6 protein-coding genes and 3 pseudogenes are annotated in these 21,882 nt (G+C 59.9%); 7 read left to right on the top strand and 2 right to left on the bottom strand.

Features of this window, described 5'->3' with window-relative positions; translation table 11 throughout:
* Positions 1 to 2: 2 nt before the first annotated feature.
* From P406_RS30110 to proA, 4 genes and pseudogenes are all read left to right on the top strand, one after another.
* A pseudogene (locus tag P406_RS30110) lies at positions 3 to 824 on the top strand (PAS domain-containing protein); the annotation flags it as partial.
* A gap of 30 nt (positions 825 to 854) precedes the next feature.
* Complete coding sequence (locus P406_RS30105) at positions 855 to 1,364, top strand: methyl-accepting chemotaxis protein (RefSeq protein WP_226489189.1); 510 nt, start codon at positions 855 to 857, stop codon at positions 1,362 to 1,364.
* Between the two features lie 267 nt (positions 1,365 to 1,631).
* Positions 1,632 to 3,236 carry a putative bifunctional diguanylate cyclase/phosphodiesterase gene (locus P406_RS05330; RefSeq protein ID WP_046235561.1) on the top strand — a complete coding sequence of 535 codons (1,605 nt, stop codon included), beginning with the start codon at positions 1,632 to 1,634 and terminating at the stop codon, positions 3,234 to 3,236.
* 306 nt (positions 3,237 to 3,542) lie between these two features.
* Positions 3,543 to 8,744, top strand: coding sequence for an anti-phage protein ProA (gene proA / locus P406_RS05325; RefSeq protein ID WP_046235560.1), 5,202 nt, complete (start codon positions 3,543 to 3,545; stop codon positions 8,742 to 8,744).
* A 7-nt stretch (positions 8,745 to 8,751) separates the two neighbouring features.
* Here the strand turns inward: proA and P406_RS05320 are convergent.
* Positions 8,752 to 9,552, bottom strand: a pseudogene (locus tag P406_RS05320) (metallophosphoesterase); the annotation flags it as partial.
* Between P406_RS05320 and P406_RS05315 the strand changes: the two are divergent.
* From P406_RS05315 to P406_RS05305, 3 genes and pseudogenes are all read left to right on the top strand, one after another.
* Positions 9,544 to 16,914 (top strand): annotated as a pseudogene (locus P406_RS05315) (non-ribosomal peptide synthetase); the annotation flags it as partial. The pseudogenes P406_RS05320 and P406_RS05315 overlap by 9 nt on opposite strands.
* A 63-nt stretch (positions 16,915 to 16,977) precedes the next feature.
* Positions 16,978 to 18,135 carry a macrolide transporter subunit MacA gene (gene macA, locus P406_RS05310; protein ID WP_046235559.1) on the top strand — a complete coding sequence of 386 codons (1,158 nt, stop codon included), beginning with the start codon at positions 16,978 to 16,980 and terminating at the stop codon, positions 18,133 to 18,135.
* 2 nt (positions 18,136 to 18,137) lie between these two features.
* The gene (locus tag P406_RS05305) at positions 18,138 to 20,099 is read left to right on the top strand and encodes a MacB family efflux pump subunit (RefSeq protein ID WP_046235558.1); all 1,962 of its coding nucleotides are present in this window, start codon (positions 18,138 to 18,140) and stop codon (positions 20,097 to 20,099) included.
* Positions 20,100 to 20,312: 213 nt separating this feature from the next.
* Here the strand turns inward: P406_RS05305 and P406_RS05300 are convergent, their stop codons facing one another.
* Positions 20,313 to 21,647, bottom strand: a complete 1,335-nt coding sequence (locus P406_RS05300; RefSeq protein ID WP_003410520.1) for a diaminobutyrate--2-oxoglutarate transaminase family protein — start codon at positions 21,645 to 21,647, stop codon at positions 20,313 to 20,315.
* Positions 21,648 to 21,882 lie beyond the last annotated feature (235 nt).

The raw sequence follows: 21,882 nt of genomic DNA, 5'->3' as shown, positions 1-21,882 counted from the left end.
TTATGACCGATGCAGAGTGCAAACCCAAACTGTTCCGGATAGCCGCAATGTTCAATTCGCATTTGAAAAACACCAATAAGGCATTGGAGCGCCGCCTCGCCATGCTTGAGCAAGCAGGGCAAATCCTCAATCTGGAGACAGTCGCCGTCGTGCTGGATGGCACGGGCAAGGTACAGTCCGTCAACGCGTTGTTCGAGACGGAGATGAGTTACGCGCAAGCAGAACTGGTCGGACGCAATCTGTCTGAGCTGAGCCCGCCGGAACTGAGCGGTGACGTTCACCAGAAGCGCGCATTGACCGCAATTCGCGACGGCAAGCATTTCAGCGGCACGTTGCGGCTGGTCAGCAAGACCGGGTCGAGGGTCTGGCTGAGAACCATTGTCGTCCCGTACAAAAACGAAACCGGCGGCGTCGAGCAGATTACCCTGTACTCGAGTGTTCTGACGCGAACCATTGAAGCCTCCCGCGAGAACGAGGCGCTGGTCAATGCATTGCAACGCTCCACCGCCGTTATCGATTTCACCCTCGATGGCATTGTCATCGGTGCCAATGACAACTTTCTGAAGGCGATGGGTTACGAACTGAATCAGATAAAGGGCAAACACCACAAGATTTTCTGCCTGCCTGAAGAATCCGCTTCTGACGCATATACCCAATTCTGGGAAAGACTTCGCCGGGGTGAATTTATCGTCGATCGTTTTCGTCGAATTGACAAAGGCGGTCGTGATGTATGGCTGGAGGCGTCTTACAACCCGATTACCGACGCCAACGGCAAACTCTATAAGATCGCCAAGTTCGCGACGGTTATCACTGAACAGGTCGAGCGCGAGAAAGCCGTCGCTGAAGCATCGGAAATGGCTTATCAAACCTCCATCGATACTGACAGCAGCGCACAGCAAGGCCGCAAAGTCATCAAGGACACGCTGCAGATGCTCGGCCAGCTGACCATTTCTATGGAAGAGGCTACACGAGGTATCGAAGCACTGGATTCGCAAAGTCAGGTGATTGGAACAATCATTAAAACCATCAGCGGTATTGCCGAACAAACCAACCTGCTTGCGCTGAACGCAGCGATTGAAGCCGCCAGGGCTGGCGAACAGGGCAGGGGCTTTGCCGTAGTCGCCGATGAGGTGCGCCAGCTGGCCTCTCGCACGACAAAAGCCGCGGAAGAAATCGTAAACGTCGTGAAGACCAACCAGAGCCTTGCTTCAGACGCCGTAGGCGTGATTGTGCGCAGCACCGAACAGGCGTCCGAGGCGCTGGTATTGGCCAACGACGCAGACCGTGTGATTCAGGAAATTCAGCACGGTGCGAACACGGTAGTGCGGGCCGTCAGCCGGTTTGTGGACCAGCGCTCCAGCTAAGTGTGAACAGTCGGGTCGACTCGGGGACGCCAAAAGCGTACTGCCCTGAGTCACTCGCTGAGCAGGCCAACGAACAGGAAAGAACGTTCATCGATAGTGGCAGGGACCTCTGTCTATAAAAGTTTTAAATGAGTGTGTTTTATTCAATCCATGAGCCAGCACTTGTGCGAGGCGCATACTATCAAAATCATCGCACGACGTTGATATCCGGCTAACGATGACCTGTTTATAGCCATTGCACTCGCCGTCCTTTCGAGCACTTTCACTATGCCTTTCCTGCGCAGCCCACAAATGGTTCGTAAGTACCTTTACACCTTGCTGTGGTTTTATGTGTTTTCTATTTTCCTCTTCGCCATCGCGTGGGAGTTCGAACTTGAATCCGTCGCCATGATCGCCATGGGCTTGCCCTATGACGAGGATTTCGAAAATGCCGAGCGTTGGCGTTTTGTACTGACCTCGACCGGCTTTGCAGTGTTGTCGATGGTCATACCGTTCATTCTTCTGAAACGCTTGATGCAACGACTGCACAGTAGCTACAACGACTTGCTCAAGTCACAGGCGCTCAGCGAATCTCTGGCCCGCCACGATCCTTTGTCCGGCTTGCTCAATCGTCGTGTGTTTCACGAGCAACTGGTTGCGCGCCTGCAGCAGCCAGCGACACAGACCGCGGTTTTTTTGATCGACCTGGATAAATTCAAGCTGATCAACGATACCCACGGGCATGCGGCAGGGGACGCGGCCATCTGCGCCGTTGCCGAAAGCCTGCGCGACGCCACTGTCGGGTGGCAGGCTTCCGTGGCGCGACTGGGCGGCGACGAGTTTGGCCTGGCGGTCAGTGGTGACCTCAGTCACGCAGAACTGGCGCCGCTCGCTGAAAACATTCTGGCCAAAATTTCGGCATCCAGCGTTGGCCTGCCGCGTGTGGTCCTGAGTGCAACCCTCGGCATTGCCATTGCGCCAATGGATGGCTCAGACCCCGACCTCTTGCTGCAACGTGCGGACAGCGCCATGTACCGCGGTAAGACCGGTGGCCGAGCCAGGTTCCATTTCTATGAAGTCAGCTTCGAGCGCGAGCAGCGCCTGCAGGAACAGTTCGCGCGTGAGCTCACCCTGGCTATCGAAGAGAAGGATATTCAACCGTTCTATCAGCCTATCGTCAGCCTTCCCGAACAACGCCTGGCGGGGTTCGAACTGCTGGCGCGATGGCTGCATCCCGAGCGTGGGATCATCCTGCCGCTTGACTTCATACCCGTCGCCGAACAATTGGGGCTGATCAAACCACTCACCGCGACTCTTTTGCTTCAAGCCTTCGATCAGGCACGCGATTGGCCAAGCGACTTCACGCTGGCAATCAATGTCACCTCACTGATGATCGAAAGTCCTGACTTTCCGGACTGGCTGGAACAGCTGGCCAACGAAGGAAGATTCCCGCTGAGCCGGCTGGAAGTGGAAGTGACGGAAAATGCCCTGGTAGCCAATGTCGACAGTGCCCGCCTGAACCTGGAGCGTCTGCGCGCGATGGGCGTCAGCGTCGCTCTGGACGATTTCGGTACCGGCTATTCGGGGCTTTATCACCTGACCAGGCTTGCCATCGATAAGATCAAGATCGACAGATCGTTCTTCGACACGACGCTTGAGAACCAGAACGAGATGGTCAAGGCCATCCTCGCTCTGGGTAAAAGCCTGCGCATGAAAATCACCGCCGAGGGCGTTGAGCACGAACGGCTCGCAGACTGGCTGGCCACCCATGAGTGCGACTTTGCCCAAGGCTACCTGTTCGGACGGCCGTTGCCGTTGGACCAGGTGAAAGAGCTGCTGGCAATGAGTGTTTCCGAAGGGCCGGTGAGGGCGTTGGCAGTTCCTGGCAAATAAGGGGCATGCGCTTCAAGTCAGGCGCTCTCGAACTTCAATGCGGAACTTTGGATTCACCAGAGGCGATGAGAGTCTCCTTAGTACTCGACGCTCAATAAAACTTGCGGCTTTCTGCCAGTGCAGCGAGTTGCGGCGCCCTCGTGAAACTGTGATTGGGATTGGCGCTGATAGCGTCAACGTGAGTGCCTGATGCGGATAAGGTGCCTGATTCAGATATAAGCATTCCTTATTGTCGATGACTCATGGACTATATGCCCATTTGGCTGCCTCTCTGAGGCAAGCGCTCGCATCTGCAGGAGCCCGTGAATGAACATCAAGATTGAGGCGCTGATCGCCCGGAAGATCGGTTTCGCCTCCCACCAGAACGCCGTACCGCTGGTACGTGAATTGAGTATCTGGAACCAGGAAGAAAGCGGTTTTGAAAACCTGACCCTGACTTTAAGCACCGATCCGGATTTCGTAGAGAGCCGCACTTGGCTTATAGACCGCATTCATGCAGGTGATCGCCTCAACATTTCCGAGCGTGATATCAAGCTTAACGCAGGTTATTTGTCCGGGCTGACTGAAAGCCTTAGCGCTGACGTGGTGATGCGTTTGTCCCAAGGCGACAATGTACTCGTCGAGCAGCGCTTCCCGACAGAACTGCTGGCACGCACAGAATGGGGCGGCTTGAGCGCCATGCCGGAGTTGCTTGCGGCTTTCTGCATGCCCAATGATCCGGCGGTCGATCGGGTACTCAAAGCGGCCTCACAGGTTTTGCGGCGCGCAGGCAAGAAAGATGGCATTGACGGCTATGAAAGCAAGTCGCGCACGCGAACCTGGGAGCTTGCCTCTGCCATTTGGTCCGGAGTGTGCAGCTTTCAGTTGAGCTATGCATTGCCCCCGGCCAGTTTTGAACAAGAGGGGCAAAAGGTCCGGCCTCCGAGTGTGGTTCTGGAAAACGGCATGGCGACCTGCCTGGACACTGCATTGCTGTTTGCCGCGGCTTTGGAGCAGGCGGGCTTGAACGCTCTGCTGATCATGACCAAGGGACACGCATTCGCAGGCGTCTGGCTGCAGCCTCAAGAGTTTTCCCAATTGTTGACCGATGAGGCGTCGGCAGTACGCAAACGCCTGGATCTGAAGGAAATGGTGGTATTCGAAACCACCCTTTCTACACAGACACCTGCGCCGGGCTTCTCCCAGGCCATTGCAGCCGCCGAGCGGCAACTCGATGATGAGCAGTTCATCATGGCCATCGATTTGCACCGTGCCCGGATGCAGAAGATTCGTCCGATGGCGCTCGTCTCAGTAACCGAGGGATCGGATGAGACAGCCGATGCTCCACCCACTATTGAAGGGCTGGAGGAGGCTCCGGCACTTCCGGGGTTCGATGTCGAAATTAACACGGATAGTGAAGGTCCAGCGGGCAAGCTGACGCTGTGGCAACGCAAGCTGCTGGATCTGACGACCCGCAACCGTCTCCTGCATCTCCCGGACAGCGCAAAAGGCGTACGCCTGTTGTGCCCTGATCCGGCAGCGCTTGAAGACCTTCTCTCCAGTGGCCAGCGAATTCGCGTGTTGCCGGTGCCTGACCTGAAAAGCAGTGGCCGGGATGTGGCCCTGTACGAGCAGCAGAATAATGAAAACCTGGTCGACGAAGTTGCTCGTCAGGCGCTTGCTCGTGGTGAAGTGCTCGCCACTCTGGAAAAGGTAAAACTTGAAGCAACCCTGATTGATCTGTTCCGAAAGGCGCGTAGCGATCTGGAAGAGGGCGGTGCAAACACACTGTTTCTGGCCATCGGCTTTCTCAAATGGAAGAAGAGTGCAGACGACCCTAAAACCTATTCCGCGCCCCTGATTTTGCTGCCAGTAAAACTTGAACGCAAAAGTGCCTTGTCCGGGGTGACGCTCAGTCTTCTTGATGAAGAACCGCGTTTCAACCTGACGCTGCTTGAATTGCTGCGCCATGACTTCGAGTTGGTAATTCCCGGACTGGACGGCGAACTACCCAGTGATGAAAGTGGCATTGATGTGACGGGTATCTGGAACCTGGTGCGGCGAGCAGTGCGTGACGTGCCAGGTTTCGAGGTGAGTACCGAACTTGTGTTGGGCACCTTCTCATTTGCCAAATACCTGATGTGGAAAGACCTGAATGCCAACGCAGCACAGCTGCTGCAAAGCCCTTTGGTCAAGCATTTGCTGGATCCCTCTGAGGGAGATGAGGGCTTCTCCGGTTCAGACGAGTTTCCCAGACCAGAGCATCTGGACTCGTCAGTAACGCCCGCCATGCTTTTCGCTCCGTTGCCGGCCGACTCTTCACAGTTATCTGCCGTAGTGGCATCTGCCGGTACTCACAGTTTCGTCATGGATGGGCCTCCGGGAACCGGTAAGTCGCAAACCATTGCCAACATGATTGCGCACAATCTGGCCTTGGGCCGCCGCGTACTGTTCGTGGCAGAGAAGCGTGCGGCACTGGACGTGGTTTACCGTCGCCTGGCAGAACAGGGTCTGGGCGAGTTTTGCCTGGAGCTGCACTCAAGCAAGGCCTCTAAAGTTGAAGTACTCAAACAACTGGACCGCGCCTGGGATGTCAGCGATGCGTTGAGCCCGGAGGAGTGGGAACGTGAAGCCACTCGTTTGCAGACGCTGCGCTCGCGACTCAACGAACTGGTCGAGGTACTGCACCGACGCTGGAGCAACGGGCTCTCCCTGCATCAGGCGATTGGTCGTGTGGTTCGTGATCATGGCCCTCAAACACCCAGGCTGACCTGGCCATCAGACACGCAGCATGATGCAGCCCAGTACAGCCAGTTGCTGGACCTTTCGCGTCGGTTAGGCTTGAACGGTGATGCCGCACGTAATCTGTCAGGCAAATTCGGCGCTCTGGCGCAGACCCAGTGGTCGAACGCCTGGCAGGCACACATTGCGAATGCCGCACGTGAGTTGCCGCAGGCCCTTGACGCGCTGAATGCCGCGAGTGAAAGGCTTCTTGGCCTTACGCACCTTGACTTGCCTGTAGCTGAAGTGGCGCAGGTTCAGCACCTTGACGAACTGACGACTCTGGTCGTGGAGTCCTATGGCCTGAACCTCTCGTTCGCTTTTGCACCCGATGCTGTAGCGCGTATCGAAGCAGCCCGGCGCGCGTGCCGGTTAATCGAAAGCTATCGAGAGCTTGAAGAAGGTCTTTCGCTGGATTATGCAGACGAAGCCTGCCGTCGCATTCCCGTTGAGGCGATGCGCAGCGAATGGCGAGATGCCGAAGGAAAGTTCTGGTTCCTGGCGACTATCGCCAAGAAAAAGGTCGCGAAGAAACTGGCCTCTTCAGGCGGCGCAGCAGGCCTGCCGGACACACTTGGCGACCTGGCAATTTTCGAGCGCCTGTACGCGCAACTGAACGAACTGGACACATTGGCCGGCAGCCTGCAATCGATCCCGGGCTGGCAGGGCCTGAGCAGTGACGTGTCACAGATATTTCGTGCAGCCTCAATGGCTGAAAACCTGCGCGGGCTGATGAGCGGTCTGGCCCAATCATCGGACCACCTCATTTCATTGCGCAGCGCCGTCGCGCGTCTGGTCGTTGAGGCAAATGAAATGTTGGCGCCGGGCGGGCAAATCGGCGTAGCGCTATCGGCTTTGCAACAGGCTTTGTCTCGCTATGAAGACGCCGCTCGACTGTTTGCCGAATTATCTGCAGCCGGTACAGACACACAACCAGGCGTTGGCGCGTTGCGGGCTACTTCACTCTCGATCCAGCAACACGAGGAGCAACTCAAGGCATGGTGCGATTGGTGCCGGGTTCGCGAGCAGGCGGGTGAGGCTGGTTTGGCAAGTCTGGCCCGTGCGCTTGAGGCAGGGAGTCTGTCACCTGCAGCAAGCGAAGAAACCTTCGTCACGGCCTATGCTCATTGGTTCGCTACGCAGGGTATAGACGGCGAACCTCTGTTGAGAAATTTCGTGGCTGCCGAGCACATGAGCGACATTGCGGCGTTCGCTCGTCTGGACGACGAAATGGCGAAACTGACGGTGCGTTACATCCGGGCCAGACTGTGTGGCTTGATCCCCTCCAAAAATGACATACCCAAAAGCAGCGGCTTTGCCATTCTCAAACATGAATTGCAGAAGTCCCGCCGGCACAAACCTGTCAGACAACTGGCCGTCGAGATGGGCGACGCGCTGAATCGCCTGGCCCCTTGCATGCTGATGAGCCCGCTGTCGATTGCGCAATTCCTGCCCGCCGATCAACCGCCCTTCGATCTGGTCATTTTCGACGAGGCTTCGCAGATTGCTCCATGGGACGCAATCGGTTCGATAGCTCGCGGCAGGCAAGTCGTTATCGCAGGCGACCCGCGTCAAATGCCGCCGACGAACTTCTTCAACCGTGGCCCGAATGCCAGCGACGACGATACCGCGGAAGACATGGAAAGCATTCTGGACGAATGCCTGGGAGCAGGGGTGCCAAGCCACAGTCTGAGCTGGCACTACCGGAGTCGCCACGAAAGCCTGATTGCCTTCTCCAATCATCGTTACTACGACAGCAATCTCATCACCTTCCCGGCCGCAGAGACCCGTGCAAGTGCTGTGGAGTGGCGCCGTGTTGACGGTGTTTATGCAAAAGGCAAAGGGCGCTACAACCAGGCTGAAGCCGAAGCCATCGTCAGCGAGACAGTCAAGCGCCTTACCGATCCTGCGTTCGTGGCTGCTGGCCATTCGATCGGTATTATCACGCTCAACTCTGATCAGCAAAAACTGATCAATGATCTGCTGGACAACGCCCGCAAGCAGTACCCAGAGATCGAGCCTTTTTTCCAGGACACACAGACCGAGCCGGTTGTCGTGAAGAATCTGGAAACAGTCCAGGGTGATGAGCGCGATCTGATCATGCTCGGGATAGGCTATGGCCCGACCGAGCCGGGTGCGCAGGTCATGTCCATGAACTTCGGTCCCCTCAACAAGGACGGTGGCTGGCGCAGGCTTAACGTGGCGATCACACGGTCCCGCCGGGAAATGCTGGTGTTCTCATCCTTTGATCCGTCGATGATCGACCTGAACCGCACCAACGCCCGTGCAGTCCGGGATCTGAAGCATTTCATAGAATTCGCCCAGCGCGGACCAAAAGCCCTGGCCGAGGCGGTACAGGGCTCGGTCGGTGGTTATGACTCGCCGTTCGAGGAAGCAGTCGCTCAAGGGCTACGGCGCCTCGGTTGGCAAGTGGTGCCGCAGATTGGTGTGTCGCGTTTCCGCATTGACTTGGGAATCGTTCACCCTGACCGCCCGGGTGACTATCTGGCGAGTGTCGAATGCGATGGCGCTACCTATCACAGCGCTGCCACTGCCCGGGATCGGGACAAGGTCCGCGGCGCAATTCTCAGTGGCCTCGGCTGGAACCTGGTGCGGCTATGGTCCACGGAATGGTGGGTAGACAAGGAAGGTGCATTGCAGAGGCTGAACGCAGCGTTGAATGATCTTTTGGCGCAGTCCCGGGAGGAGACAGCAGACCCACTAAACGAACAGCCAACGCCCCGCTGACGGGGCGCTAAAGCGCCCGCCGAAGCGTGATCCGGGTCAATTCCGAAGGTTTGCCAAGACGAATGGCAAACCCCGGCCAGAGTGCAGTGCCGTTGTTGACGTACAGTTGCATCCCGCCCACATCATAGAGACCCGACACAAATCCGCCGTTGGCCAGGGCCAGCAACCAGTGAAGACCGAAGATCATGCCGCCATGGGTATGTCCGGAGAGTTGCAGCGCTATGCCCTGGGTCGCTGTTTCCTCGGCGTTTCTGGGTTGATGGTCGAGCAGGATGATCGGTGTGTCTTTCGCGATGCCTGCTATGGCTTTCTGCAGATCTGGCGCAGGGAAACCGGTTTTCGGCGCCGTGACGTCGGTGACGCCGGCCAGAGCGATGCGTGCACCGTCGCGCTCGATCATCGTGTGGCTGTTGGCCAGAGGGATCATGCCCAGTGAGACGAAGTGCTGCATCCACGCCTGGTTATCGAAAAAGTACTCATGGTTGCCGGGGATGACGTACACGCCATCCGGCGCGCGCAAATCGCGCAGGGCCTCGATATCCTGCTTCCGGTTGCCTAGCGATCCATCAATCAGATCGCCGGTGATGACGATCAGATTCACCCCCAGCGCATTTGACTGCTGTACCACCGCCTGTGTCCACGGCGCGTCGAACAGACGGCTGATGTGCATGTCTGTCAGTTGCAATACCTTGTAGCCCTCGAATTGCGGAGGCAGGTTTTTAATCGCGATCTGGATGTCTTTCACCGGCGGCACGCGCACGGCCTGCTGGACGCCGATTGCCGCCAGCACCAGGGCCGCCATACCGGGCTGGTACTCGACGCCGACCTGACCCGTGGCCTCAAGGCGCTGAGCCAGCGGCATGGCAGCAGCCTGTTCATGACGGTCATGGCCGCATGGGCTGCGCTGCTCGGACGTCTGGCCGGTCAGGACGACGTGGTGATCGGTACACCAGTGGCCAACCGCATGCGCGCCGAGGTGGAGGACCTGATCGGGTTCTTCGTCAACACCCTGGCCGTGCGTGTCGACCTCTCGGGGACACCGAGCGTGCAAAGCCTGTTGCAGCAGGTCAAACAGCAGACTCTGGCCGCCCAGGCGAATCAGGACCTGCCGTTCGAACAGGTGGTAGAGGTGGTTCGCCCACAACGCAGCCTGTCCCACAGTCCGATTTTCCAGGCCATGTTGTCGTGGCAGAACAACGAAGCGTCCGATCTGGCGCTGGGCGACATGACCCTGCAGGGCGTCGCAGTGGCTGGCCATACGGCCAAATTCGACCTGACACTGGACATGACCGAGGTCGGCGATCAATTGATCGGCACGCTGGAATACGCCACGGCACTGTTCGACGAGAGCACCCTGCAGCGCTACATGGGCTACTTCCAACGTTTGCTCGAAGCGATGGTCGCCGACGACCGCCAGTTGCTGGAACAGGTGCCATTGCTTGATGCCGTGGAACGCCAGCATCTGCTGGTCGACCTTAACGCCACCGACGTGCCGTACCCGCAAGACGCCACGATTCATCAGCTGTTCGAAGAAAAGGTTCAGGCACAGCCCGACGCCATCGCCGTGGCCTTTCAGGCGCAACGTTTGAGTTATGCCGAACTGAATCGTCAGGCCAACCGTCTGGCTCACCACCTGATCGGCCTGGGCATCGGCCCTGATGATCGCGTGGCCATCTGCGTCGAGCGCGGCGTGGAAATGATGGTCGGCCTGCTCGGTGTGCTCAAGGCCGGTGCTGCTTATGTACCGCTGGACCCGGCCTATCCGGCCGAGCGCCTGGCTTACATGATCAACGACAGCCAGCCAGCAGCATTGCTGACCCAGCGTGATCTGCGCAAGCGCTTGCCGACCCTGACCTTGCCAGTGGTGTTGCTAGACGACGATCAGCGCACCACCTTTACCGAGCGAAACGATAACCCGGTGGTGGAAGCCCTCGGCGTTAGCAACCTCGCTTATGTGATCTACACCTCGGGCTCCACCGGCAATCCGAAGGGCGTGATGATCGAGCATCGTGGCCTGGTCAACTACAGCGTCGATGCGGCGCGGCTGTTTGACTTGTCCTCAACCGACACCGTGCTGCAACAGAACACCCTGAACTTCGACCTCTCGGTGGAGGAAATCTTCCCGGCATTGCTGGCCGGCGCAACCCTGGCGCCAAGTCGTGAGATCTTCGGCAGCGAAGGAACTGAATCTCACGGCATTCAACCCACCGTCCTGCATCTGACCGCCGCGCATTGGCGTACGCTGGTGGCCGAGTGGCACAACCAGCCGCAGGCTGCTGCGCAACGCCTGGCCGAGGTGCGTCTGATCAACGTCACGGGTGACGCGCTGTCGGCGCAGAAGCTCAAGCTCTGGGACGAGGTACGCCCGGCGCATACTCGCCTGATCAACACCTACGGTCCGACCGAGGCAACCGTTTCTTGCACCGCAGCCTACGTCAGCCACGACGCCGTGGCCGGTAGCGAGGGCAGCGGCAACGCGACCATCGGCAAGCCGATGGCCAACACGCGTATCTACCTGCTTGATGCTCACCAGCAGCCAGTGCCATATGGCGTGGCCGGTGAAATCTTCATCGGTGGCGATGGCGTGGCGCGGGGGTACCTGAACCTTGCCGAGGTCAACGCCGAGCGCTTCCTGGCGGATCCGTTCAGAGAAAGCCCTGAGGCCAGGATGTACAAAACCGGTGACCTGGCGCGCTACATGGCCGACGGTCGTATCGAGTACCTGGGGCGTAACGACTTCCAGGTCAAGGTGCGCGGTTTCCGTATCGAACTGGGCGAAATCGAGGCACGTCTGGGCAATTGCACCGGGGTCAAGGAAGCGGTGGTGATCGCTCGGGAAGACAATCCGGGAGACAAACGCCTGGTAGCTTATGTAGTCGGTCAGCCACAAGCGGACCTGGATGCCGCTAGCCTGCGCGCCGAACTGGCGCCGCAACTGGCTGAGTACATGCTGCCGAGTGCGTTCGTGGTCCTCGACGCCTTGCCGTTGACGCCGAACCGCAAGCTTGACCGCAGCGCCTTGCCAGCCCCGCAAGCCGAGGCCTTTGCCAGCCGCGAACATGTGGAACCGCAAGGCGACACCGAGCTGGCGCTGGCGCAGATCTGGCAGAACCTGCTCGATCTGGAACAGGTGGGCCGTCATGACCAGTTCTTCGAACTGGGCGGCCACTCGCTGCTGGCGATGCGTCTGATTTCCCAGGTGCGCCAGCACTTGAGCGTCGAGCTCGGCCTGGCGGATATCTTCGCTCAGCCTGAACTGGCCGCCATGGCACGCATACTCGCCGAAGCCAAAGACAGCGTTCAGCCACCTATCGTACCGGTGCCTCGCGACCAGACCTTGCCGTTGTCGTTTGCCCAGCAGCGTCTGTGGTTCCTCGCACAGCTGGAAGGCGGCAGCGCGGCTTACCATATTCCGGCAGGGCTGCGTCTACGTGGCACTCTGGATAACCCTGCGCTGGAGAGGGCGCTGGACCGTATCGTCGCCCGCCACGAAGTGCTGCGTACGACCTTTGTGCAAGAGCAGGACCAGGATCCGGTGCAGCGCATCGCCCCGGCCGATATCGGTTTCAGCCTGCAACTGCAGGTGCTGACCGGGCAGGCGGATGCTGAACAGCAACTGCTCGCCATCACCGCTGCCGAGGCCAACGAGGGCTTCGATCTGCTCAACGGTCCGCTGGTACGCGGACGTCTGGTGCGCATGGCCGAGGACGATCACATGTTGCTGGTGACCATGCACCATATCGTCTCCGACGGCTGGTCTGCGGATGTGTTGACCCGTGAGCTGAGTGCGCTCTATGCGGCGTTCAGTGCCGGTGCCGAAGATCCGTTGCCCGCTTTGCCGGTGCAATACGCCGACTATGCCGTGTGGCAGCGCAACTGGCTGAGCGGCGACGTGCTGCAGCAACAGCGTCAGTACTGGCAGCAGACCCTGGGTGGCGCGCCAGCCTTGCTGACCTTGCCGACCGACCGGCCACGCCCGGCACAACAGGACTACAGCGGCAACATTCGCGGCCTGGTACTTGATGCGGAGCTGACCAGCGGCCTCAAGGCCCTGAGCCAGCGGCATGGCAGCACCCTGTTCATGACCGTGATGGTCGCATGGGCCTCGCTGCTGGGGCGTCTGGCCGGTCAGGACGATGTGGTGATCGGTACACCGGTGGCCAATCGACTGCGTGCCGAAGTGGAGGACCTGATCGGGTTCTTCGTCAACACCCTGGCGATACGCGTCGATCTGTCCGGCGCACCCAGCGTCGAAGCGTTGATGCAGCAGGTCAAGCGTCAGACGCTGGCGGCGCAGACTCATCAGGACCTGCCGTTCGAACAGGTGGTCGAGGTGGTTCGTCCGCAACGCAGCCTGTCCCACAGCCCGATCTTCCAGGCCATGTTGTCCTGGCAGAACAACGAAACGTCCGATCTGGCGCTGGGCACCATGAACCTGCAAGGCGTGGCGGTGAACGACCACACGGCCAAGTTCGATCTGGTGCTGGACATGACCGAGGTTGGCGATCAATTGATCGGCACGCTGGAATACGCCACGGCGCTGTTCGACGAAAGTACCATGGTCCGTTATCTGGGCTATTTCCAACGCCTGCTGGAAGCCATGGTCGCCAATGAACACCGCATACTGCAACACGTGCCATTGGTGGATGCGGTCGAGCGCAAGCACCTGTTGAGCGGTCTTAATGCAACCGACCGTGCTTACCCTCAGGGTCAGCTGATGCATCGCCTTTTCGAGGCGCATGCAGCATCTCGACCTCAGGCGCTTGCGGCCCGTCAGGGTGAGCAGACGCTGACCTACGCCGAACTCGACAGCCGCGCCAACGCCCTGGCTCAGCACTTGCGCCAGCACGGCGTGCAAGCGGGAACCCGAGTGGCGATCCTGCTGGATCGGTCGGTTGAGCTGCTGACCAGTATGCTGGCCACGCTCAAGTGCGGTGCGGCTTACCTGGCGCTGGATCGCCTGGCCCCCGAAGAACGTGTGCGCTTCATGCTCCAGGACAGCGAAGCAACCCTGTTGCTGACCCGCAGCGAGCTGACGGCACCTGAAACGACGCCGAGACTCGATCTGGACACTCTGGATCTGGCAGTGGCTAATCAGGGGCCAATCACGCTTGCAGATGAAGTCGCAGGCGAAACGCCTGCGTGCATCATCTACACCTCCGGTTCCACCGGCCTGCCCAAGGGCGTGATCGTGACCCACAACGGCATTGTGCGGCTGGTGCGGGACAACTACGACTTCCGTGCCGATGACCGCGTGGCGTTTTCCTCCAACCCGGCGTTCGACGCCAGCAGCCCGGAGATCTGGGGTGCGTTGCTCAATGGTGGTCAGTCGATAATCGTCGAGCCCTCCGTGTTGCTTGAACCGGCAGCCTTTGCCGCCTTGCTCAAACGCCACGCAGTCACGGTGATGTTCAGTTCGACCGCCTTGTTCAACCTGTATGCCGGGTTGATTCCCGAGGCCCTGGCAGGCTTGCGCATGCTGGAGTGCGGTGGCGAACGGGCGGATCCAGCGTCGTTCCGCCGGGTACGTGAGCATTCGTCTCAAGTGCGCCTGTTCAACGGCTACGGCCCGACCGAGGGCACGACCTGCGCCACGCGTTACGAAGTGTTCGATGTGCAGCCGGGCACCCTGAGCCTGCCGATCGGCAAACCCAACGCCAACGTGCGCATCTATCTGCTCGACGCATGCGGCGAGCCGGTGCCGATGGGCAGCATCGGCGAGATCTACATCGGCGGTGTCGGGGTCGCGCTTGGCTACCTGAACCGCCCGGAACTGACCGCCGAACGCTTCAGCGACGACCCGTTCAGTCAGCAGGCGGGCGCGCGGCTCTATCGCACCGGCGACCTGGCGCGCTGGTTACCGGACGGCAACCTCGAATACCTGGCGCGTAATGATGGCCAGGTGAAGGTCCGCGGCTTCCGCGTCGAGCTTGGGGAAGTCGAAAGCAGCCTGCATGGGTGCGATGGCGTGCGCAACTCCGTGGTGGTGACGCGCGAAGACAGCCCGGGCGACACGCGTCTGGTGGCGTATTACACCGTGCACGCTGACGTTGAAGCACCCGAGTCGGAGGCTCTGCGTGCACAACTGAGCGCCAGCTTGCCGGAATACATGGTCCCGAGCGTATTCATCTGCCTGCCAGACTTGCCGCTGACGCTCAATGGCAAGGTGGACGTCCATGCATTGCCAGCGCCGACAGCGGATCAGTTCGCGAGCCATGCGTTTGAAGCCCCGACAGGGGAGTTGGAGATTCGTCTGGCGAAAGCCTGGGCGGAGGTACTCGAATTACAGCAGGTGGGACGTCATGACAGCTTCTTCGATCTCGGCGGTCACTCGCTGACGGCCGTGCGACTGGTCAACCAACTGGTGCAGAGTGGTTTGCCGGTGTCTCTGGCCGACGTTTTCCAGCATGCCAGTGTGGCGGCCCTGGCCAGCTTGCTGGGCAGCCGCAGCCAAGAGGTTGCACCGCAGCTTCATGAGCAACTGGTGCCGGTGCGCACCACCGGCAACCAGCGTCCGCTGTTCCTGGTCCACGAATTCACCGGCCAGGATGTGCACTTCGCGGCGCTGGCGGTTCACATCGACAGCGATATTCCGGTCTACGGGTTGAGCGGCATCCCGCTCGGTCAGGAACAGTTGCTGACCATGGAATGCCTGGCGACGCGCTTGCTGGGTGCGATGCGCAGCGTTCAGCCGCACGGACCTTATCGCCTGGCGGGCTGGTCCTTCGGTGGGCTTCTGGCCTACGAAATCGCCATCCAGCTGGAGGGCATGGACGAGGAGGTGGAGTTTATCGGCATGCTCGACACCTACATGCCGCGTCTGGTGGATCAGGGTCGCGAGCGCTGGGACCTGCAGACCGCCCACCGTCAGCACCTGCTGGAACACTGCGAGCAGTTCTGGAAAGCCCGAGGCGAATGCGAGCAGGCTCTGGAGGCCCTTGAGCGAGTGCGTGCAAACCGGCAGGCCTTTGATTTCGCCGGGCTCCTGCAGCACTGCCGTGAGCAGGGTGCACTGCCGCCGGAGCTGGACCTCTACACGAACGAGGGTCTTTGCCAGTACCTCGACCGAGAGGTGGCCCACGGTCATGCGCAGGCCAATTACACGGTTTACCCCAACAGCGTGCCGCTGCACCTGTTCACTGCCTGCGAGTGGCAACCCAACTCGCAGAAACACAGCGGTTACCTGGGTTGGGACAGCGTACTGCCAGTCAGTCAGTTGCGCAGTATCAAGGTCGCGGGCGATCACTTGAGCATGATGAAGCCGCCGCATATCGAGGGCCTGGGTAAAGCGATCAGCCAGGCGCTGGCTGATCTGCCCGATCGGCCACGGGGGGCTGACAGCGCCCACCGGCCGTTGCTGACGATTCAGGGCGGACGTCGCGATCACGCGCCGGTGTTCTGTGTACCGGGAGCAGGGGACAGTGTGACCGGCTTCATCGGCCTGGCCGATGCACTGGGCCCGCACTGGCCGATCCACGGGCTGCAACCGCGCGGGCTGGATGGCCGCACGGTGCCTTACAGCCTGGTGGAAACTGCCGCCGAAGCGTATCTGCAAGCACTCGACAGCACTCACCCCGAAGGGCCGGTGCATCTGCTCGGTCATTCGTTCGGCGGCTGGGTGGCGTTTGAAATGGCCCAGCGTCTGACGGCACATGGCCGCGAAGTGGCTTCGCTGACTCTGATCGACAGCGAGTCACCGGGCGGCAACGGGGTGGTGGGCAAACCTTACACCGCGATAGGCGTACTGGAACGTTTGATCGAGACCATGGAACTGGCTGCGGGCAAGTCGCTGGGCATCGATCGTGCGGCCTTCCGGGCCCAGGACGATGTCGGCCAGATGCGCTTGTTGCATGCCGGGATGGTGCGCGCAGGGATGTTGCCGCAGCGTTCGTCGCCGGACGCAATGCGCGGGCCTGCACGGGCCTTCGGTACGGCGTTGCGCACACGTTATCAACCGTCGCAGATCTACACCGGGCCGGTGCGTCTGGTGCTGGCCGATGACCCGGTGCTGGATGCGGCGGGCAATCAGCGCGAACAACAGGCGATGGTCAGCGGCTGGCGCCGGTGTGCCCCGGATCTCACTGTCTGGCGTGGGCCGGGCAACCATTTCACCATCCTCAAGGCGCAGCATGTACGGCATCTGGCGAACTGGTGGCTACCCAATCAATAACGTCGCTTCTTCAAGCCCGGCGGCTGATCGCCGGGTCAATCCTCAACACATTCGTGGCTTTCTATGAAAAAGTTGAAGTTTCGCAAAGTGCTCATCGTTGTCGTGCTGCTGGTTCTTGCAGCGAGTATTGCCTACAGCGTCCAGTCCCCGGAAAAAGCTCCGGAGTACCTGACCGCCAAGGTCGAACGCACCGACATCGAAAACTCGGTGCTAGCCAGCGGGGTGCTGCAAGGCATCAAGCAGGTTGACGTCGGCTCGCAGGTCTCGGGCCAGCTCAAGTCCCTGAAGGTCAATCTGGGCGACAAGGTCAAACAAGGTCAGTGGCTGGCGGAAATCGATCCCGTGGTGCTGCAGAACACCCTGCGCCAGTCGCAGGTCAACGAACAGAACCTGATCGCCCAGAAAGACGCGGCTGTCGCGCAGCTCAAGGACGCCAAAGCCATTTACCAACGCTACAAGCAACTGCGTGCGGATGACGCGATCTCGCAGAAGGACTTCGATACGGCGCAATCGGACTTCGAGGTCCGGAGTGCCAACCTGCGGTCGCTGGAGGCACAGGTGCGCGACGCAAGAATCCAGATCGAGACCGCCAGGATCAATCTGAGCTACACCCGTATCGTCGCGCCGATCAGTGGTGATGTGGTGGGTATCGTGACGCAGGAAGGTCAGACTGTGATCGCCAGCCAACTGACACCGGTGATTCTCAAATTGGCAGATCTGGACACCATGACCGTCAAGGCCCAGGTCTCCGAGGCCGACGTGATTCATATCACCCCCGGGCAAGAGGTGTACTTCACCATCCTCGGTGATGCTGAAAAACGCTATTACGCCAAGCTGAAGGGTACGGAGCCCGCGCCGCAAAACTTCCTTGATGCGCAATCCAGCAGCACCAGCAAGCCAAACAGTGCGGTGTTCTACAACGCATTGTTCGACGTCCCCAACCCTGATCACCGCCTGCGTATTTCGATGACCGCTCAAGTGCATATCGTGCGTGAAAAGGCCAAGGACGTTTTGACTGTGCCTGTTGCGGCCCTGGGCGACAAGAATGGCGACGGCAGCTTCCCGGTGCGCGTGATGGACGCGCAGGGCCAGGCCCAGAGCCGCAATGTACAGACTGGTATCAATAACAACGTGCGGGTCGAGATCAAGAGCGGCCTTGCCGAGGGTGACCAAGTGGTGATCGGTGAACCGTCGGCTACACCAGCGACAGCGGGGGCCTGACCATGAGTCGAGCTCTTCTGGAACTCAAGGGTGTAACCCGTCGTTTCGTCGCCGGCGAGAAAGACTTCATCGCGCTGAATGACATCAACCTCACGATCAATGCCGGCGAGCTGGTTGCCATTACCGGGGCCTCGGGTTCCGGCAAGTCAACGCTGATGAACGTGCTGGGTTGCCTGGACCACGCCAACAGCGGCAGCTACAAGGTCGACGGGCGTGAAACCGGTACGCTGACCGACGATGAGCTGGCAGAGCTACGTCGCGATCACTTCGGTTTCATTTTTCAGCGTTATCACCTGTTGCCGCACCTGGCGGCGATCCAGAATGTCGAAATGCCGGCGATCTACGCAGGCACCGGCAAGAGTATGCGCGTGGAGCGAGCACAGAAGCTGCTTGAGCGTCTGGGCCTGTCCGGGCATCTGGAGCACCGGCCAAGCCAGTTGTCAGGCGGCCAGCAGCAGCGGGTGAGTATCGCCCGGGCCTTGATGAACGGCGGCGAGATCATTCTGGCCGACGAACCGACCGGAGCCCTCGACAGCGTAAGCGGCAAGGAGGTGATGAATATCCTCCTGGAGCTCAACAGCGCCGGGCACACAGTGATTCTGGTGACCCACGACGAGAAGGTTGCAGCGCACGCCGAGCGCATCATCGAAATGCGGGATGGCGAGATCATCGCTGACCGGGTCAACACCGATCGCCCGATCATCAACGAAAAAGCCACCGAGCGCCTGCCGTCCAAACCCAGGCAGGGCAACCGGCTGATGGCCAACATCGGCCTGTTCCAGGAGGCCTTCGTCATGGCGTGGGTGGCGCTGATCTCGCACCGCATGCGCACGCTGCTGACCATGCTCGGGATCATCATCGGCATCACCTCGGTGGTGTCGATCGTTGCGATCGGCGAAGGGGCCAAGCGCTATGTGCTCAAGGACATCCAGGCCATCGGCAGCAATACCATCGAGGTGTTCCCAGGCAGTGACTTTGGCGACACCAAGTCCATGGATATCCAGACCCTGGCGCTGTCCGATGTGGCGGCGTTGAGCAGTGAGTACTACATCGACAGCGCCACACCGAATATCGGCCGCAACCTGCTGGTGCGCTACCGCAATATCGACGTATCGGCAACGGTGAGCGGGGTCAGCCCGAGCTACTTCCAGGTGCGTGGCACCAAACTGGGCCTGGGGGTGGGCTTCAACAAGGATGACGCCCGGCGGCAGGCACAGGTGGTGGTGATCGATCACAACACGCGGATTCGCCTGTTCGGTCCCAAGGTCGACCCGCTGGGCCAGGTGATCCTGGTGGGCAACCTGCCGTGTACGGTGATCGGCGTGACCGAGAACAAGAAAAACATCTTCGACACCAGCAAGAACCTGAATATCTGGATGCCCTACGAAACCGCCTCCGGACGCCTGCTGGGTCAGACCTACCTGGACGGCATCACCGTGCGGGTCAAGGATGGACAGCCAAGCAAGGTGGTCGAGGACAACGTCAACAAGCTGTTGCAAAAGCGTCACGGAACCAAGGACTTCTTCACCTACAACCTCGACAGCGTGATGCAAACGGTGCAGAAGACCAGCCAGTCGCTGGCCCTGTTACTGTCGCTGATCGCGGTGATCTCGCTGGCGGTCGGCGGTATCGGGGTGATGAACATCATGCTGGTGTCGGTCACGGAACGGACGCGCGAGATCGGCATTCGCATGGCAGTCGGGGCACGTCAGTCGGACATCCGTCAGCAGTTTCTGGTGGAGGCGGTGATGGTCTGCCTGATTGGCGGGGTTATCGGCATCGGCCTGTCGTTCGTGATCGGCTATGTGTTTTCACTGCTGGTCAAGGAATGGCAGATGGTGTTCTCCGTGGGCTCGATTGTCACGGCGTTCATCTGCTCGACATTGATCGGCATCGTGTTTGGCTTCGTACCCGCACGTAACGCGGCACAGCTCGATCCGATCGAGGCGCTGGCACGGGATTGACGAGGGATTGCAGGACAAGGATGTCCTGCCTATCGGATAGGCGCGCGTGTACGCGACCGCATACCGAAAAGCGCGGGCGGGCGGAGTCAGAAAGATCGACGTATGAGATCGACGCTGGAAGCTTAAGGGCAGGGATCCTGCTCGCGAGAGGCTGGTGCAGTCGACGGATATCTGTCGTCTGCGTCAGCCTCCGGAGCAAGCTTTTGCGAGGGCTCAGCCTACCGCGCTGACGCTGGAAACCCGTGCGGCGCTACTGCTCTTGAGGGCCTGTTCGAAGCGGTCGAGGACCATGCCCACTTCCGACTCGGTAATGTTCAACGGTGGCAGGAAGCGCACGACTGCACTGTGGCGTCCGCCGGTCTCGATGATCATGCCGTTGTCGAAGCACTCCAGCTTGATCGCCCGCGCACGTGCACCATCGCCGGGCCCAGGACGCGATCCGCTGGCCGGCTTGACGATTTCCACGCCAAGCATCAGCCCGCGGCCACGAACATCGCCGATAAACGGGAACTGTCTGGCGATATCCTCCAGCCCGCTGTGCAACTGTTCACCCCGGCGCGAGGCATTGCCTGCCAGGTCGTGTTCCTTGATATGACGCATGGTGGCAGCCCCGGCAACCATCGCCATCTGATTGCCACGGAATGTACCTGCGTGCATGCCTGGGCCCCATGTATCCAGATGCTCGGCATAAACGATCACGGATATCGGGTAGCCGCCACCGATGGCCTTGGACAGCACCAGAATATCCGGCGTAATCCCGGAATGTTCGATGGCAAACAGGTTGCCGGTACGTCCGAGTCCGGTTTGCACCTCGTCGACAATCAGCAAGACGCCGAACTCGCGGGTGATCTCCCGCACGGCGCGCAGCCACTCGGCCGATGCCGCGATACAGCCGCCTTCGCCCTGGATCACTTCGACCACCACCGCCGCCGGTTTGGGCACGCCGCTTTCCGGATCACTGAGTACCGTGCGGATGTACTCGATGGAAAGGCGGTCTGTGTGTTCGCCATCGGTGCCGAACGGGCAGCGGAAGCGATAGGGGAAGGGCAGGAAGTGGGTGCCCTGGGCCAGCAGGCCGGCTTTGGGGTTGAGGTTGCCCATGGCCGACAATGCGCCAGCGGTCATGCCGTGATAACCACCGTGGAAGGACATCAGCGGCGAGCGCTGGGTGTAATGGCGAGCCAGTTTGATTGCGGCTTCGACCGCGTCTGAACCGCTGGGGCCGCAGAACAGGATTTTGCTGTTGTCACGCATGCTGGCGGGCAACGTCGCGAACAGTTCTTCGACGAAGGCGTGCTTGGCCGGTGTGGCCAGGTCAAGGGCCTGCTGCAGATGATCACTGTTGAGGAATTCGATCACCGCCTCGCGGACCACCGGTGGGTTATGACCCAGTGCCAGCGTGCCAGCGTTCGACAGGCAGTCGAGGTATTCCCGGCCGTTGGAGTCCTTGACTCGCATGCCTTTGCCGCTGACAAACAGCTGCTGGAAGGTCGCTGCGTAGGTACGCGCATTCGACTCCAGTTTCTTGAGATTGCTTAACTCTTCCATAGTCGATCCCTTGTTGGCACAGGTACGGATGCATTGCTACTCGCTTCGAGCAGGGCCCGATTCTGTAAGAACCTCAGGGTGATCGCCAACTTATCGCCGCCGGACTGTCCCCGTATTCCACGACAGACATCTCGCGGCCTCAAGCGTTAAATGCATGCTACGAAAGGGATTTGTGGCGCTGTAGGAAATCTCGCGACAACGCTCCTGATCGTCCGGATTCCTGCCCCGTTGCTTC

The sequence above is a fragment of the Pseudomonas syringae pv. coryli str. NCPPB 4273 genome (assembly GCF_000972175.1).
Taxonomy (GTDB): domain Bacteria; phylum Pseudomonadota; class Gammaproteobacteria; order Pseudomonadales; family Pseudomonadaceae; genus Aquipseudomonas; species Aquipseudomonas syringae.
Note: the sequence above shows the minus strand (reverse complement) of the source record. Positions and strands in the feature narration are given on the sequence as shown.

What these genes read in the sequence shown, in the direction of transcription:
- P406_RS05305 (WP_046235558.1), top strand. Translation starts at nt 18,138, where the DNA reads ATGAGTCGAGCTCTTCTGGAACTCAAGGGTGTAACCCGTCGTTTCGTC.
- proA (WP_046235560.1), top strand. Translation starts at nt 3,543, where the DNA reads ATGAACATCAAGATTGAGGCGCTGATCGCCCGGAAGATCGGTTTCGCC.
- P406_RS05330 (WP_046235561.1), top strand. Translation starts at nt 1,632, where the DNA reads ATGCCTTTCCTGCGCAGCCCACAAATGGTTCGTAAGTACCTTTACACC.
- macA (WP_046235559.1), top strand. Translation starts at nt 16,978, where the DNA reads ATGAAAAAGTTGAAGTTTCGCAAAGTGCTCATCGTTGTCGTGCTGCTG.
- P406_RS30105 (WP_226489189.1), top strand. Translation starts at nt 855, where the DNA reads ATGGCTTATCAAACCTCCATCGATACTGACAGCAGCGCACAGCAAGGC.
- P406_RS05300 (WP_003410520.1), bottom strand. Translation starts at nt 21,647, where the DNA reads ATGGAAGAGTTAAGCAATCTCAAGAAACTGGAGTCGAATGCGCGTACC.